The organism is Chitinophaga polysaccharea, assembly GCF_902150045.1.
In the GTDB taxonomy this organism is placed as follows: domain Bacteria; phylum Bacteroidota; class Bacteroidia; order Chitinophagales; family Chitinophagaceae; genus Chitinophaga; species Chitinophaga polysaccharea_A.
The window spans coordinates 24472-41553 of sequence record NZ_CABFVU010000003.1 but is presented as its reverse complement, the minus strand read 5'-3'; the positions used below and the strand labels follow the sequence as shown (position 1 = coordinate 41553).

The following is a 17082-nucleotide window of genomic DNA, read 5'->3' as shown; positions in this document are numbered from 1 at the left end:
AATTATGGCAGATGACGGCTCCACCCAATCACAGGCCACCTGGCCTATGGTAAAGTTTTCCTTCAAGGTGATGTGGGACGGCAAAGAGATTATATTCCAGGAAGTAACAGGCCTCACTTCTGAAACACAGGTAATAGAATACCGTGGCGGCAGTAACCCTGTATACTCCGTGGTAAAAATGCCCGGTATCGCAAAGTTCAATAACATCACCCTGAAGAAAGGCATCTTCAAAGGAGATACCACCCTTTGGGATAATTACGATCTCATTAAAATGAACACCATCAAGCGTTCCACTATTGTTATCAGTTTGCTCGACGAAACAGGGCAAACTGCCATGAACTGGACGCTTACCAATGCCTTCCCCTGTAAAATGACGGTTACCGATATGAAATCCGACGCCAATGAAGTAGCGGTGGAAACCATGGAAGTAGCGCATGAAGGGTTGCATCTGACTAAATAAAACGGACAACGGGTAGCGGAGTCGCAGGAACTGGCTTCGTTATCCGTTACTCCGCTTATTCATGGCCTCAAATAAATTGTCATGCCAATTCCGCCACCACCGCCATCATCTGCACAAACGCCCTTCTATCCGCCCGTAGGATTTTACTTCAGGGTAAATGTACCGGGAATCACCGGCAGCAATGAGGGCAGCTTCCAGGAAGTGAGTGGTCTTACCGCTACCATTACGCCGCTGGAAGCAAAGGAAGGAGGAGAAAACAGGTTTATTCACCGGCTTCCGCAGCCACCAAAATACGGGAACCTGGTGCTTAAAAGAGGAATGCTCACCGGTTCACAACTGATCACCTGGGCACAGAATGCCATTAACCTCTTTACCTTTTCTCCCATACCGGTAACGGTAAGCCTGATGAATGCCAACCGGGGACTGGTAGCTTCCTGGCAGTTTTTAAATGCGTATCCCGTAGCATATAAAGTATCTGAATTCAAAGCGCAGGAAAATTCCATTGCCCTGGAAACGCTGGAACTATGCTATGATTATTTTCAACAAATCAGTTAGTTATGCCTCTGGAAATAAGAGAACTGGTGATCAAGGTCACCATAGAAGAACATCCTCCGCAACAGGCCGCAAATACCGGCATCAAAGACCTGCAGGCCCTGAAAGATAAAATAGTAAGGGAATGCATGGATAAATTAATTACCCGCATAGAGAACTCACCCGCAAGATGAATAACACTACAGGAGGACCTACAAAATTATTACTGGCCGGCTATGCCGACCCTGAAACCACACAGCTGATCGACAGCGTATCAGCAGTGATCAACCCGGATAGTTATACGCTCAACTATACCATCAACTACAAGAACACGGATGAGCAGGGCGCCGTTGCGCCTACACAGATCTTCAGCAGCATGGAGTCCGGCAATTTTAACCTGGAGCTGCTGGTAGACGGAACCGGCGTGATACCCATTCCCGGCGGGCTTACCGTAGATGCCTATATTGAAAAAGTGATGAACATCGCTTACAATTACCAGGGAGAAGACCACCGGCCCAACTACCTGCGGATCACCTGGGGCAATACTACTTTCACAGGCGTATGCAAAACCATCAACATTAAATACAGCCTGTTCAGCACTACCGGTGCAGCACTACGCGCAGTGATAAAACTTAACGTGATTGAGTCCGTAGCCTTTGCAACAAAGATAAAAGAATCAGGCGTAGCATCGCCGGACCTTACACATATACGCACCGTACTGGCGGGTGATACCCTGCCATTAATGACCTACCGCATCTACGGGGAACCGGGATATTATATGGAAGTGGCCAGGGTAAATGGTTTGAACAGTATTCATGATATCAGGCCGGGCGATGGGCTTTATTTCCCCCCGCTAAAGAAATAAGCGCTCATGGCAACAGTTGTACCTATCAATATAGCAGATCCTACCCTGCACTATACCATCACGGCAAACGGCACCGCCGTGCAGTATACGTACCCTGTCATATCTGTGACCATACATCATGAACTGAACCGGATCTCTTATGCGGAAATTATGCTGTCGGACGGTACTACCGCCAAAGCATCCACAGGAGTGATAGGCGATTTCCCGGCAAGCGACAGCGACAGCTTTTTACCGGGCAACACCGTTACCATCACTGCAGGGTATGGCAACAGTGGTGAGGAAACTATTTTTACCGGTATAGTGGTAAAGCAAACTATACAGGCTACCGACCAGGGATTTCACCTGATTGTTACCTGTAAGCACAGCGCGGTGAAAATGACCATCACTAAAAAAGATGCGGTGTTTATGAACCAGGTCGACAGTGCCATCATGTCTACCGCCATCAGCAATAATGGTTTGAGCGGAGAGGTAACAAGCACCAGCGCCATCAATGAACTGGTGTTTCAAAAGTTCTGTACCGACTGGGATTTCCTGTTATCGCGTGCAGAGTTTAACGGTTACGTAGTGTCGCTGGTAGAAGATAAAGTAGTGGCGGCGCCGCCGGTAGTGAGCGGGGAACCCGTAGTATCTGTAGCTTTCGGCGAATCGCTGATCAGCTTCAATGCTTCCGTGAACGCGGAGAAGCAGGTGCCTTCGCTTTCCGCTGCCGCCTGGGATCCGCAAACACTGGCTATGATCACTGCCAACGCAGAGGAACCGGGGCTGAATGCACAAGGCAATATCACTGCCAGCACGCTGGCTTCCGCACTGAGCCAGCCCCCGCTGCAACTGGTATCCAATTCCCCCCTTGCACAGGAGAGCCTGCAGGCCTGGGCCAACAGCACCTTATTACGTATGCGGCTGGAATCTATCAGCGGGCAGGTGTCTTTCATGGGCAATGCCACCGTATGGCCCAATACGCTGATCGCCTTATCAGGTGTAGGTACCCGCTTTAACGGGAACGCCTATGTGTGGGCAGTAACGCATACGCTTAAAGAAGGCGTCTGGAATACAAATGCAAAGTTTGGTTTGAACAGCAAGCCTATTTATGAAAGGGAGAATTTTTCGTACTCACCGGCAAACGGGCAGCTGCCGGCCATCCAGGGGCTTCAGCTGGGCACCGTGGTAGCTATTTCAGAAGATCCCGGCGCAGAGTACCGCATACAGGTGATGCTGGCCAGTACCGCCACAGGGCAGCAGGGCACCTGGGCCAGGCTCTCTACCTTTTATGCCACCGCCACCGCAGGTGCTATATTTTTTCCTGAGGTGGGCGATGAAGTAGTAGTGGCGTTCGTGGAAAATGATCCGCGCTTCCCGGTGATCATCGGTTCTTTATATGGCAAGATGAAAACACCGCCGGTAACGCCGGCAGATAATAACAATTACATCAAGGCGCTGTATACCAAAAGCCAGCTGCAGATCAGCTTTGATGATCAGAACAAGATCATCACCGTTGTTACACCCGGGGGCAACAGCATTACGCTGAACGATACCTCGCAGGAAATAGTGGTGAAAGACCAGAGCAGCAACACCATTACCATGGCGCCGGCAGGTATTACCATCAAGAGCGCGAGCGACCTTACACTGGAAGCCACGGGACAGCTCAAACTAAGCGGCGTATCCATCAATGCGGCAGCTACTGCTGCGCTGGAAATGAGCGGGGCTACGCTTTCGTTATCGGCCGATACTACGCTCAGCGCCACCGGCAATGCATCTGCCACCCTCTCCTCTTCTGCATCCACGGTGATACAGGGAGGCGTGGTAATGATTAACTAACATAAAAAAACAAAACATGGGACAACCCGCCGCAAGGATCACAGATATGCATGTATGCCCGCTTATTACGCCGGCTCTTCCACCCATCCCGCATGTAGGCGGACCTATTGTAGGACCAGGCATGCCTACGGTGCTGATTGGAGGATTACCCGCTTCCGTAGTGGGCGACCTGTGCACCTGCGTAGGGCCACCGGATTCCGCTATCATGGGCTCGTTTACCGTGCTGATAGGCGGCAGGCCTGCAGTACGCATGGGCGACAGCACCGCGCATGGCGGTGTGGTGGTATTGGGATGTCCTACCGTATTAATAGGAGGTTAACAATGGCAAAAGAGATCAAATCATTTTTAGGGACAGGCTGGAGCTTTCCCCCTTCCTTTGATAAACCCAACGCATCTGTGCTGATGGTATCCGATATAGCAGATATTGAAGAAAGTATCCGCATCATTCTCAGCACCATTCCCGGGGAACGTGTTATGCTGCCGGATTTTGGCTGTAATATCAGGAAGATGATATTTGAAGTGGTAGACTCCCGCTTCGCCGCAGAACTGAATCATATCATTTATCATGCGCTGCTGGAGTATGAACCGCGGATCAAACTTGTCGACTGCCAGATCGCAGACCAGACCATGGAGAGCGGCGTGGTGTATGTGCAGATCAACTATACCGTGATCGCCACCAATACCCGGCACAACATGGTATATCCGTTCTATTTCCTGGAAGGTACCAATATCAGCACACGATGAACAACTACTTTGAAAATATACAGGATGGCGTGAACCAGTTGGAACGGCAACTGAATGCATTGCAGCCTGCGTATGTAAAAGTAGACAACCGGAGCACCTTCGACCTGCTGGCGCAGCTGACGGCACTTTCCAGCCAGTTCAATTATTATAATTTCCAGCATCAGCCCGATGGCGACTGGCAGGAATTTTTTCATGCCGATCTTGTGATCGTGCTCATCATCTGCTCCAACCTGCAGTTCACCGCTTACGAGGAAAAATATCTTCACCTGCGGGAAGCAATGGGAAAAGCAGATAATGAAGCCAGTCTATTTAAACATACCGCCGGTTTCTTTGTGCTCCTCTACGATATTGCCATTGAGCTGATGGATGTATTGCAGAAGCTTGCCCTGGCAGATAAACAGCGGGTGATCCAGCATTATGTGGAACAGGTGGTCCAGTCGGTGGAAGAAGAAACCGCCAGACTATACCGGTACGAAATACAGGTAAGGCAGCTGTTCCCTTATGAAACAGCCCGGCACCATACCCTGCGTGGTACTGCCACTACTGCCCGGTTGCAGCAATTATTCCCCGGCATCCCCCCGCATACCACAGACGGCGATGATACCTTCAGCGGGTTCTTTTCACTGAATGAGATCTATGACACCCTGCGCACAAAGTTTTACCAGACTTCCAGCGCCTCTTCCTTTTACCTGAAGAACCAGCTCCGCGAACGGAAACATACGCCGCATATGGGGCTGCTAATGACCTTTACGGAGCTTTACAGGCACCTGCAGGACCAGATCAATGAAATACCCAAAAGACACCTGGATTATTACTACCGTACCATACTGGGTATGGAACCGCTGCACGCAGTACCGGATAAAGTACATATCCTGGTAACGCCGGCTCCCCAGATCAGTCACCTTACACTGGAAAAGGGAGAGATACTGCTTGCTCCCAGCCCCGCTAAGAAGGAACCGCTGAAATACCAGCTGACAGAGCATCTGAAAGTACATGCCACTACCATTACCGCCATACATACCCTGTATGTAAGTAACTATTTACAGATTGCCGCACGATCACTCCAAACCAGTAATATCTGCGAAGCAGCTATCTATCATGCCGTTCACCCGGTAATTCCGCCACCGGCTTTTGCCAAACTTACCACCCCTCCTGTTACCTGGCCATTGCTGGGGGAGGACCAGCATGATCTTTCCCAATCGGTGCGCACCATGGAAGATGCTTCCCTGGGATTCATGATCGGATCGCCCACGTTGTATCTTACAGAAGGCGCCCGCTCTGTACAGGTGCGGCTGCATTTCAGCGCGGCCAGTTATGCCGGCTTAATAAAATACCTGCAGAACTTCTCCGCCGTTACCGGCAGGAACGCCGCTATCACCAACAGTGAGCTGATGTCGGGCGCATTCATTCTCTACTACACCTCCCCGGCCGGATGGGAACGGATCAGTCATTACAACGTTCGCTGCACTGCCACAGAACAGGCCGATAATGCCGTTGTGATCAACTTCCTGCTGCGCAGCAGTGAAGCCGCTTTCTGTGTGTTTGACCCGGAAATACATGGGAACAATATTTCATCGGCCTTGCCATTGCTGAAAGTATTGCTCAACAATAACAGCTTCCATCACCCCTATTCCTTCCTGCGCCACCTGGTGCTGGAAAGGGTAACGGTAACGGCTAAGGTAAGCGGCTTCCGTGCGGTAAAGCTGGACAATAATATCGGCGAAATAAATGCGCTCCACTCCTTCCGGATGTTTGGCCCCATGCCTGCAATAGGCTCGTTTCTCGATATCTGTAATACCAATGTGTTTAATAAGTATACGAAAGACTTCAATATTAAACTGGAATGGCTGGATCTTCCAAAAAATATAAACGGGTTCGACAGCTACTATGCCGCCTATCCCGGCGGCATCACCAACAACGCCTATAAAGTGGGCATAAGCAGTATCAACAACGGTGTGTTTTTACCCGAGCGTGGCAACCAGGAACTGTTCCAGCTGTTTCAAACGTACCGCGACAAAGAAGGCGATATCTATCTGTCAGATACTTCCCTGATCAGTAACGCCGACTTCAATAAGATCAGTTTTACCAACGGGATGAAAATGAACAAGGAAGTAAAGCACAGTACCACCAGTTACAGGCAGGGTGCCGTAAGGCTGGAGCTTGCCGCTCCTTCAGAAGCATTCGGGCACCAGCTGTATACGCTTATCTTCCCGGAAATTATTTTATATAATGCCAAACATCCTTCCCGTAAAAAACCGCAACCCAACCTGCCTTATGCGCCGATGATAAAATCCATTTCCGTTGGTTATACACTGGAACATTCCGAATCATTGAAGCCCTTAAAAACATTTGCGGCGGGAGAAACTATGGAAGTTCATCACGTTGGCGTATTCGGGAATGAAGCCATTTACCCGGGCAATGGGGTCAGCGATTTTTCACTCCTGCCCGTATTCAATGAAGCAGGACATTTATACATTGGTTTTAACCAGCTGAAACCAAGGGAAGAACTATCACTGCTGTTCCAGCTGGAAGATAAATATTTCACCGATACCACTACCGATCTCCCGCCGCTGCACTGGCATTACCTGGCAGATAACAAATGGCACCCGTTTGACGGTATGTGCCTTTTATCGGATAATACCAATAACCTTTCACGGAGCGGTATCGTAAAGATCCGGGTACCTGCGGGCATCAATACCAACAACAGTATACTGCAGCCAGGCACCTGGTGGATCAGGATCTCCACTCCTTCCCATGAATGTATCACACCCCGGGTGATCGGCATTTTTCCCAATGTTGTAACAGCAGAGCGGGTATTGCAGGGCATTGGCAATTCCCTCGAATCAGTACTATCCATTCCTCCACTGACTATAAAAAACACGAAGCGGGATATCCGCACCATCCAGGCCATCTGGCAATTGTTCCCTTCCTTCGGCGGAAGGAAGAGAGAATCGGAAAGTAAATTTTATACACGCGTAAGCGAAAGACTCCGGCATAAGCAACGCCCCGTTACCGCGCTGGATATTGCACAGGTATTGCTGGAAGCATTCCCGGAAATACTGATCGTAAAATGTATAACGGCGCCCCCCGGCGCCAGGGACGAAGACGCCAGCATTGTGGTTGTGCCCCGGCAATCGGACAGCGGTTTGTTTATCAGCGCAGAACCGAAGGTAGACCTGGATACACTGTGCCGCATCAAGGCCTTTATGCAACAGCATATCTCTCCCTTTGTCCGTTTGTCTATCCGTAACCCGGTGTATGAAAGCGTAAAAGTAGTGTGCAGCATCCTGTTCAGGGATCCGTCGGAAAACAACCTGAACAGTCACCTGCAACAGTTACAACTAGATATCCAGAAATTTCTTTGCCCCTGGTTGTTTGATCCTTCTTCCCATTTGAAGATTGGCAGCGTGCTGTATAAATCGGAGCTGCTCAACTATATCAACCGGCAGCCTTACGTGGAGTATATTACCGGTTTTTCCCTTGTACACTTTTATTATACGAAAGATGAAGATACGGGCGTGCTCACCGCTTTTGCCACAGATACCGCCACAGGCGACCTGCAAGAGATCCGGCCTTCTTTACCACAATCAGTACTGATCCCATCGAAAGAGCACCTGATCACCGTACTGCGCTCAGCGGAATATAAAGCGCCGCAGCCATTGGGCATTGATGCGCTGAAGATCAGTTGTGAGCTGATCATTGGCAACGATCACCCCGCTATAACGGCAACGGACCAACGACCGGATTACGCACCCGATGAAGAGATGCTTACCATCTCCCTGCTGCCACCATGATGCTCATGATATCAACTAATCATCTCCTTATATAAATTCCGGACATATGGACATGCAACAAAGTAAAAAAGTATACGGGCGTGATGAGCTCAAACAATATTTCAGGAACGGCGTAATGCCTTCGGAAAATCATTTCGGTTACCTGATAGATTCCACCATCAATAAACAGGAAGACGGCTTTTCCAAAGACGAAGACAATGGTTTGCTGGTGGCTACGCTGGGCGAGTCTAAACGGCTGCTCTCCTTTTACCGCGCCACGGATGATCTTGAGCCTTTTTTCTGTATGGAAAAAGATGAGCAGGACTATCCCGCATTGCGGATGAAACCCGGTACCGGTGAGGATGACCAGACCGGCCCGGGAAAAAGCTTCTTCTTTCATACGAATGGCAATCTTGGTATTGGAAAGAAAAGCGATCCCCGGTTCAAGGCAGACATCAACGGTTTTGCAGGTATGCAGGGCCGCGTTGGCACTTTTAAAACAGGCACCGTTCCCGCCAACGGCAAATGGCATCCCATCCTTGAATCGCTGGATAACTGCCAGGCTTTTGAAGTGATGGCCAGAACCGGTAAAAAAGGCGCAGGCAGGATGGCGCTGCTCCATGCCACCGCGCTGGCTGCCTATGGCGGCGCGCATAACAGGATCAGCCAGCGTTGTGCACACTATGGCTTCTTCTGGAACAAGATCAAATTACGCTGGAAAGGCGGCACACATAACTATGCCCTGCAACTTCGTTCCAACAGTAATTACGGGGAAGGTGTGGAAATTTTTTACAACATTACCCGGCTATGGAGCGATGAGTTGTTTATGCCGGAAGAATATTACTATTAATGTACCGATATGGCTGATACTCCCGTTCAGATCAACAGAGACAAACCCATTGCCACCGCAATGGATTATGATCTTCTAATGAAGGAAGCAATTGCCCGTGTACAGGAACTGTCCGGTACCGAGTGGACCGACTACAACCTGCATGATCCCGGTGTAACTATCCTGCAGCAGCTGTGCTATGCCATTACGGATCCGGCCTACCGTACCTCTTTCCCGATAGAGGAGATACTGGCAGATAAAAAAGGCAACATTGATCCGCTGCCCCATTCTTTTTTCCGGCGGGCAGATATGCTTACCTCTGCCCCCGTTACAGTAGACGACTACCGGAAACTGGTGCTGGATGAAATAGAGAATATTGAGAACATCTGGATAGAACCTGTGCAAACCACCCATCCATCCGGGTGTACCAAAGGCGTGTACCGGGTATTTATACAGGTAGAAGATGCTATTGCAGAGAACATGACCGGCAATGCAGACCTTATTCAGAAACTGGCTGTACAGACAGATCATTTTTTGCAGTCGTACCGCAATATCGGGGAAGACTTTGAGCCGGCAATCATCCTGCAACCGCAGGAGATCTTTATCAAAGCGGAAATTATTGTAGACAGCAGGCATGAGCCTCACCAGATCCTTGCCCTGATGTGCAATGCCTTTGAAATGACGCTGCATCCGCCGGTAAGATTTGTATCTGCCGCGGAAATGTATATCAACGGTTATACTGCAGAAGATATATACACAGGGCCGCTGCTGAAAAAAGGATTTGTTGCCGGCAGCGACCTGCATCCCCGTAAGCAATCCGTTGACCCAGCAGACCTGATGAAAAGTCTGTCACAGATACCGGGTGTAGCAAAGGTAAAAGCCATTTACCTGGCGGACGAAAACTGTACCTTCCAGGCTAAGCCCGTGCAGATCAGAAAAGGCCATTACCCTTTCCTGGAAATGATAAGCGAGAAACATGAAATAAAGATCTCCAGCGATAAGTTCGAATACAATCTCCGTGATGCCGGTTTTCTCAACATGTATGAACAGATAAAAACAGTAGCGCGCAGGAAGTTTGCCGGCCACAAAAATTCAGAGGCCTCCAAACCACTGAAAGCCACCTACCGCAACCTTGGCCAGTACTATTCGCTGCAACACCAATTCCCTGCCATTTATGGCATAGGGCATGAAGGGCTGGAAAAAGATGCGCCCGCGCTCCGGCATGCACAGGCCAAACAACTGAAAGCCTACCTGCTCTTCTTTGAACAGCTGCTGGCCAATTACCTGGCACAGCTAAGTAATATCGGCAACTTATTCTCGCCCTTCCTTCAGCAGGTGCCCGCGATAACCTATGCTATCCAGCCTTTATACAACGTACCACATGCCGCCACACTGCTGAAGGCTTTTACCACTCAGCAAACCCCGCTTTCCTGGGACGACTTCACGCAGGATAACGGTAACCCGTATATGAAAAATATGCAGGAGGCCGCGGAGCCGGATAAAGTGTACCAGGAACGAAAGAATACCATACTGGATCATTTGCTGGCCCGCTTTAACCTGGTGTTGCTGAAATATCCCGTGAGCTTTTATGAACAGACCTATGGGCGCGATGCTGCTCCGGCAAGGATCAGTCCTGAGCTGGAGTGGAAAGCGGAGATCCTCCGGGACCTGCCTGCGCTGAGCGCCAACCGTAACCGCTCTTTTAATTACAGGGAAGATATTTTCGACGGAGGCGAGCTCTCCGGCTATGAAACGCTGCTGCATAAACTGCTGCATATACGGCAGGAAAAGCGGAAACGGCTCACTGCCGCCTTTGACTCGGCCAAGTGGAAAGTAACCCCGGCGCATGCTCCCGAAGCGCATATACATGTGCACCTCGTGAAGGAGTATAAAGTGAAAGATGAGCTGATCAAAGTAAATATTGCAGAAAGCGCATCGGGGGAAATTATCACCGGCAAACAATATGACTACGGTCGGCAGTCGGTATCCCTGCTCCGTTACGGGCTGGATCCGGCTAACTACCGCATTGTTTACGATGGAGAAGACGACGTTTACCTGGTAGTATACAGGCACACCGCACATGCGTTGTGGCAAGTGGTAAGCCGGGAAAAGACCTACGGGGAATCCACGCAGGCGCAGAAAGAAATGATCCGCCACTTGAAGCAGATCAGCACGGCATCCGAAGGATGTTACCTGCTGGAGCACCTGTTGCTGAAGCCTGCTTATGCGGATAAGGCTTTTGGTTTCCGCATCTGCGACAGGGGGAATAAACTACTGTTACAGCATGCACAATGGCTCACGCTTGATGAGCAGGAAGCGCGATTGAACAATATAGCGTCGCTGGCTGCCGCGTTGAATGAAAAAGACGCATATGGCAGCTGGCAGCAGCTGCAACAGCAGTATAATATTTACTTCTATCCCGGCGATACACCGGAGTTGCTGACAGCAGCGCATTTCACGGCTCCTGCCTCAAAAGCTGCCGTTGAAAAAACAATGCTGGACCTGCTGCTGCTGATCCGGCAAATGAAAGAAAGGCAACCGCACCAGGTGCATGTAGTAAAATATGTAAAACACGGGGCCTCTCAAATGCTGCAGGAGGAGTTCTTCAGATTTGGTATGAGCATCGTGCTTCCCTCCTGGCCGGCCCGTTTCCAACACCAGGAATTCAGGAACTTTACCGAGGCAGTGTTCCGTGAGCATACACCCGTGCAGTTCCGTATGTATTTCCGCTGGATAGGCATTGCCGCGATGCAGGAGTTCGAGCTGCGTTATTTTAACTGGCTCAAAGCCATGCGCGGCGAAGCCGACAAGCCTTCTGCGGCGAACGCACTGCTGGAGCTTATCATTAAGGATCCGTTATTCTCTCATTATGTAGTTACCGTATAATGGAAGCACACATCATCCGGCGATACAGTTTTGATATCACCTACGATTCCAGGCCAAAGGCTTTTGCATTGCAGGACAAAGTAAGTATGCTTTTCCGTCAAAGCATCAGCAACAGCGTGGACGAGCTGCTGCAACAACTGATCCCTGCCGATATGATGGCTTCTATCGACGGGTTGGTACTGAACATCGGGACCATCCCTGTGAAAGACATGGAAACCGAGCTGCCTGCAAAGATCCTGGCCGCCATGCAACAGATGCTCACCGATCTGCTGCAACATCAGCATGCAGGCACGCAGCATACCATTAACGGGGATATTACCATCCGCAAAGGTGACGACCGGCAGCTGGAGCTCATGACCTTTTTCCTGTTGCAGGGCGTGATGCCCTGGTGGGCTACTGCCGCCGAACGCGCGCAACCGGGAGAGATCATCCTGCAACTCTCCAGGTCCTCTCCCGGCAAACTGGCGGATTTCATCCGCAGTATCGGGCAAAGCCGCAGTGTAAGAGAGCGGATGGTATGGCAGTTCTCCGTTACCGTACTGCAAGCTGTTGTAGAAGTACTGGAGCCTGCAGAAGCGTTATTTATTATTGCAGGCAGCCGTGAAATACTGCTGCTGCAACAGCAACAGCAATTACTGCATACGGAAACCAGCGAACTGGAAAAAGCGGTATGGCTGTTCATGCTCACCTACCTCATTATGGAGCGGGGCAGCAATTTTAACCGCAGGGAATTTGTGCGCAGCAACCTGTTTCAGCTGGCCCGGCATTTCAATCTTTCTTATGAAACCATACTGGCGCTGTTTTACGAAGCGTGGTGGCGCTATAAATCATCGATGCCCGAAACAGGGCTGGGCAGTTATATCAAATCACTTTACGACGAGCTAACTGTTACCCATACACGAAAACTCCTTGCCAGCGGTGATCCATCTTACCAGAAAATAATGGCAGATACCGGGGAACAAATCAGCGTGCTCCGTTACTACCTGCTATACGGCGCTATTCCCTGGTGGGCGCCGGGTATTACGCCCACATCATTACAACAGATGTTTGTGAATACCGGTTACCGTTCTGCCGCTTCATTAAAGCAGATGTTACAGGCAGTATTGCAGCACCCCACCGCTGCGGGCCGATGGAACAGCCTGATGCAAACAAATGCGGCTGAAGTAGAAAAAACCGGGTATTTAAGGGAGATAAAGAACTGGGCAAACGACACCATTGCAGCAACGCCGTTCGCCCCGGACACCGGTATAAAACGGCTGCTGCTCCGCGACGTGATCCTGCACCTGCTCACTTATGGCAGTATATCGTGGTGGGGCAAAGCGTATGCTCATTTCTCGCTGAACAGTTTACTGGAACAGCTGGCCGTGCAGCATCCCGATCAAACGCTTACTATACTGGAGTATGCTGCTACCCTACCTGCGGCCATGCAGCGGTTGATAACCGGCGTAAAGCCGGCAGTATTTTTCCAGCTGCTGAAAACAAGCGGTATGGGCACTGCCGCTGAAGAAGTATACGATAACGTATATACGTTGCTGATAGCCGTACAACAGTTTATTACCATTACCACCATTCCCCCCGAACATTTTATACTGCAAGCCATCTGGCAATCGCTTGCTGCTGGCCGCTACCGCAGGATCAATAAAGAAATACTGCTGCAACACCTGTTCCTCCCGGCCTGGTCGGAAACTCCTGTGGCAGCGCCACGGATGATCCGTTTCTTGTTGCAACAGCTGCTGCCTGTTATCAATCATCTTTCCGGGAACACCGTGCTGGCCAATGATCTGCAGGCATGGACGTTTCCAGCCGCATCCATGCAGGGAACCGAGCGTTTGCCTGCACAGCTAATGGTATCGCCCCAAACCGTTACCCACTGGCTGCAGCAATTCCTTAGCAGCGGGCAGTTGCCGGCAGCAGCAGGTAATGCCACTGCCGGCTATGCTGCGCGATTACTGCAATGGCTATACGAATACCATGAGGCGCACATAAAAACATTACAGGACAGCATCACCCTGTCGCCATTATTATTTGTGCAACTGGAGGAGCTGTTCCTTCAGCTGGAACCGCATATTGAGCCAGTACAAGCACTGCTGCAACCCTGGCTGGAGAAAATCATTGCAGCAGATCACCTGTTTGCCACCGGCAGTGCATTTACTACAGGCGGCGTACCGGCCTCCGGCAACTTCTTTGGCGCCGGCAGTACATTTGCAGGCGATGCCGGCGGCAGACGCCATCAACCGGCGGTGGCTTTCCGCTCATTGTTACAACGCATGCAACGCTATACCGCTATTACCGCGGAACACCAGCAACAGGAGATATTGGAAGAAGCCAGGCAATTGCTGACAGTGTTTCTTACCCGTTACCGGCTGCCGGAGAAACTGGGGTCTTTATCTTTATCCGTCACCAATGAAATCATCAGGACGGCAGTGATACTGTTATTTAATGCGGCGCCGGGCATACTTCAGCAGCTCTTCAGCAGCTACCGTCAACAGCTGGCAGCAAGACTGCAGGTATATGGGTTATTCTCATTTTACGCCGGGGCGCCCGACAGCCATATCCGGCAAAGCCTGGATGTATATGCCGTACAGGATAGCTTACAGCTGTTACAGGAATCGGCCGGCGGCAGCAGCCAGAATGGTATTACAGACCTGCGGAAGGCCGTTCGCTTTTACAAGCAGCGCAGCCGGCAGGAAAGAAAAATATTCTACGGCAAAGTACTTCAACATACTGCGCTTATAGAACAAATGGCGCAACACCTGGATGAGGCATCTTTTCTTGACATTATGCAGGATACCCCTCTCGGGTGGACCTCCAACGCTACTGATGCACTGCAGGAGCTGCAACAGCTGCTGGAAGGAATGCTTCCCGGCAGCCAGGAGAAAATGCAGCTGCAACAGGTGTTCCGGCGTTTTCACCTGCTGCTGTTGGGAGCGCATATTCATGTATATGATGCGCGCAGTTATGCCCTCCGTTTCCTTGACTTTATAAAAACAGCGGCGCCGGGCATTGCAACAATACTGATCGCCCGGCTGGTTAAAAGCGCACAGCAAACAGCAGTACTCACCTATACGTATATACGTAACCTGATGCCAGCATTGCAGCAGGAAGCACAACTATCCGTTAACACAGAACGGCACCGGGCATTGTTACGGGAAAGCTTATACGAAAAAGACCGGCTGCAAACGGCAGCAGCGGTGGTAAATGAACCGGAAGCCCCTGCCCGGGAACCGGAAAGCTGGTCCAAAGTTAAAAAGTCTCCCCTGGATACTATTTACACCGGCAATGCCGGCCTCATCATACTACATCCCTTTATCCCCTATGGCTTTAAACGTGTGGGCCTGGTAAACGACGAGGGCTTTGTAAGCAGGGAGGCGCAACATCGTGCGGTACACCTGTTGCAGTATATGGCTACCGGGAAAGAGGAACATGCAGAACATGAACTGGCGCTCAACAAAATATTATGCGCCTTGCCGCTGGAGGAGCCTGTACCGGCGGAAATGCTGCTAACGGCAGAAGAAAAGCAACTCTGCGAGGAATTACTGAAAGTAGTGATACAGCGTTGGGAGAAGATGAACAATTCCTCCGTGGAAGGCTTCCGCGCCGCCTTCCTGCAGCGTGATGGCGCGCTCTGGGAAAAAGAGGGCGACTGGTGGCTGCGGATAGAAGAGCGCGGGTATGACCTGATACTTCAAACCTTACCCTGGGGCATTGGCATGATCAAAGCCCCTTGGATGGAAAAAACAATTTATACAGAATGGACGTACAGTTAACAACAGCCAATGCGGCTGCATTGGAAAAAGAACTGGAGTGGTTCCGGTTACTGGCAGCAGCGCGCATGCAGCAATACTTCCAGCAAACAGCCGTGGAATATCCGGCAGCACCGGATCTTACAGAGGATATTTCCGTGTATGCACAGATCATTAAACACTACAGTATGTCGCCTGCCGAACGGGTTATCATGCTGCTGGCGCTGATCCCACATATACGACCGGAGCTGCTGGATATCTTTTTTGTAAAGAATGCTACGTACGACAGGGGCTTTACGGAATTCGGCGGCATTAAAGGGCAGCAGCATGGCGGCTTTCTGCCCACCGGCGAAACGGCTGCATTTCTGTTGGCAACAGATGGTTTGCAGCAGCGGTTTAACCTGACCCGGTATTTCGGCCCCGATCATTTCTTCAGCAAACACCATATCCTGCACCTTACACCAGCCGGTGATGAACCATTGCTGAGCGGCGCCCTGAACCTTTCGCAGGAATATCTCAGCCTGTTTACACAAGGGCTGGCCCACCGGCCGGATTACAATACGCAGTTCCCTGCCAAACGTATTGAAACAGGGCTCAGCTGGCAGGACCTGGTACTGGAGCCACACGCCATGGAGGAAGTGGAAGACATCCGTACATGGATAGAACATGGTACTACACTCCTGCACGACTGGGGCATGAGCCATAAAATAAAACCGGGCTTCCGCAGCCTGTTCTATGGTCCGCCAGGAACGGGAAAGTCGCTTACCGCCTGCCTGCTGGGGAAAACATTCAACATGGAGGTCTACCGCATCGACCTATCGCTGGTGGTATCAAAATTTATCGGTGAAACGGAAAAGAACCTGTCGAAGGTATTTGACAGGGCAATTAACCAGCAGTGGATCTTATTTTTTGATGAAGCTGATGCGTTGTTTGGGAAACGCACGCAAACTTCCTCTTCCAACGACCGTTACGCCAACCAGGAAGTGGCTTACCTGCTGCAACGGGTAGAGGATTTCCCCGGCGTAGTAATACTGGCCACCAATCTGAAATCCAATATAGACGAGGCGTTTGCGCGACGATTTCAATCTATGATCTATTTTTCCATGCCTGGACCGGAGCAGCGATTGCGCATCTGGCAGCAGTCCTTTCCAGCTCATATAGTACTGGAAGATAAACTGAACCTGGAAGATGTAGCCTTCAAATATGAAATGGCCGGCGGCACTATTATCAACGTAGTGCGTTACAGCTGCCTGATGGCGCTGAAGCGGGGCGATAAAACCATCCGCCAGAAAGATGTGCTGGCGGGTATCCGCAAGGAGTTTGGAAAAGATGGGAAGATAGTGTAAGGTAACTGCTTATTGCCGCAGCCACGACATATCACTGCCTTCAAAATCGCCTACTTTCAATGAAGGAACTTTAATCGAGAGGTCTTCCTT

The 17082-nt window shown here is 50.5% G+C and carries 12 protein-coding genes; all 12 read left to right on the top strand.

Going from position 1 to position 17082, the window contains the following annotated elements:
• Positions 1-4: 4 nt before the first annotated feature.
• The 12 genes from FN124_RS20615 to FN124_RS20565 all read left to right on the top strand — a co-directional run bounded on the left by FN124_RS20615 (position 5) and on the right by FN124_RS20565 (position 16992).
• Positions 5-460, top strand: coding sequence for a phage tail protein (locus tag FN124_RS20615; RefSeq protein WP_079467630.1), 456 nt, complete (start codon positions 5-7; stop codon positions 458-460).
• A gap of 81 nt (positions 461-541) precedes the next feature.
• On the top strand, positions 542-1015 hold the full coding sequence (locus tag FN124_RS20610; RefSeq protein WP_142686683.1) for a phage tail protein: 474 nt from the start codon (positions 542-544) through the stop codon (positions 1013-1015).
• Between the two features lie 2 nt (positions 1016-1017).
• On the top strand, positions 1018-1185 hold the full coding sequence (locus FN124_RS30935; protein WP_185937292.1) for a DUF5908 family protein: 168 nt from the start codon (positions 1018-1020) through the stop codon (positions 1183-1185).
• A complete protein-coding gene (locus tag FN124_RS20605) occupies positions 1182-1856 on the top strand; it encodes a CIS tube protein (protein WP_142686682.1) in 675 nt (224 codons plus the stop codon). The genes FN124_RS30935 and FN124_RS20605 overlap by 4 nt, the downstream gene beginning before the upstream one ends.
• Positions 1857-1862: 6 nt before the next feature.
• A complete protein-coding gene (gene vgrG, locus FN124_RS20600; RefSeq protein WP_142686681.1) occupies positions 1863-3671 on the top strand; it encodes a type VI secretion system tip protein VgrG in 1809 nt (602 codons plus the stop codon).
• 16 nt (positions 3672-3687) lie between these two features.
• Positions 3688-3990, top strand: coding sequence for a PAAR domain-containing contractile injection system baseplate protein (locus FN124_RS20595; protein ID WP_142686680.1), 303 nt, complete (start codon positions 3688-3690; stop codon positions 3988-3990).
• A 2-nt stretch (positions 3991-3992) separates the two neighbouring features.
• A complete protein-coding gene (locus FN124_RS20590; protein ID WP_142686679.1) occupies positions 3993-4415 on the top strand; it encodes a gp25 family contractile injection system sheath assembly initiator in 423 nt (140 codons plus the stop codon).
• A complete protein-coding gene (locus tag FN124_RS20585) occupies positions 4412-8209 on the top strand; it encodes a baseplate J/gp47 family protein (protein ID WP_142686678.1) in 3798 nt (1265 codons plus the stop codon). The genes FN124_RS20590 and FN124_RS20585 overlap by 4 nt, the downstream gene beginning before the upstream one ends.
• 46 nt (positions 8210-8255) lie before the next feature.
• Positions 8256-9038 (top strand): contractile injection system tail -fiber like adhesin, encoded by a 783-nt coding sequence (locus FN124_RS20580; RefSeq protein WP_142686677.1) that lies wholly within the window; start codon positions 8256-8258, stop codon positions 9036-9038.
• A 9-nt stretch (positions 9039-9047) separates the two neighbouring features.
• Entirely contained in the window at positions 9048-11903 is a 2856-nt protein-coding gene (locus FN124_RS20575; protein WP_142686676.1) for a contractile injection system baseplate wedge protein, read from the top strand.
• The gene (locus FN124_RS20570; RefSeq protein ID WP_142686675.1) at positions 11903-15670 is read left to right on the top strand and encodes a contractile injection system tape measure protein; all 3768 of its coding nucleotides are present in this window, start codon (positions 11903-11905) and stop codon (positions 15668-15670) included. Before FN124_RS20575 ends, FN124_RS20570 begins: the two co-directional genes overlap by 1 nt.
• Entirely contained in the window at positions 15655-16992 is a 1338-nt protein-coding gene (locus tag FN124_RS20565) for an ATP-binding protein (protein WP_142686674.1), read from the top strand. Before FN124_RS20570 ends, FN124_RS20565 begins: the two co-directional genes overlap by 16 nt.
• Positions 16993-17082 lie beyond the last annotated feature (90 nt).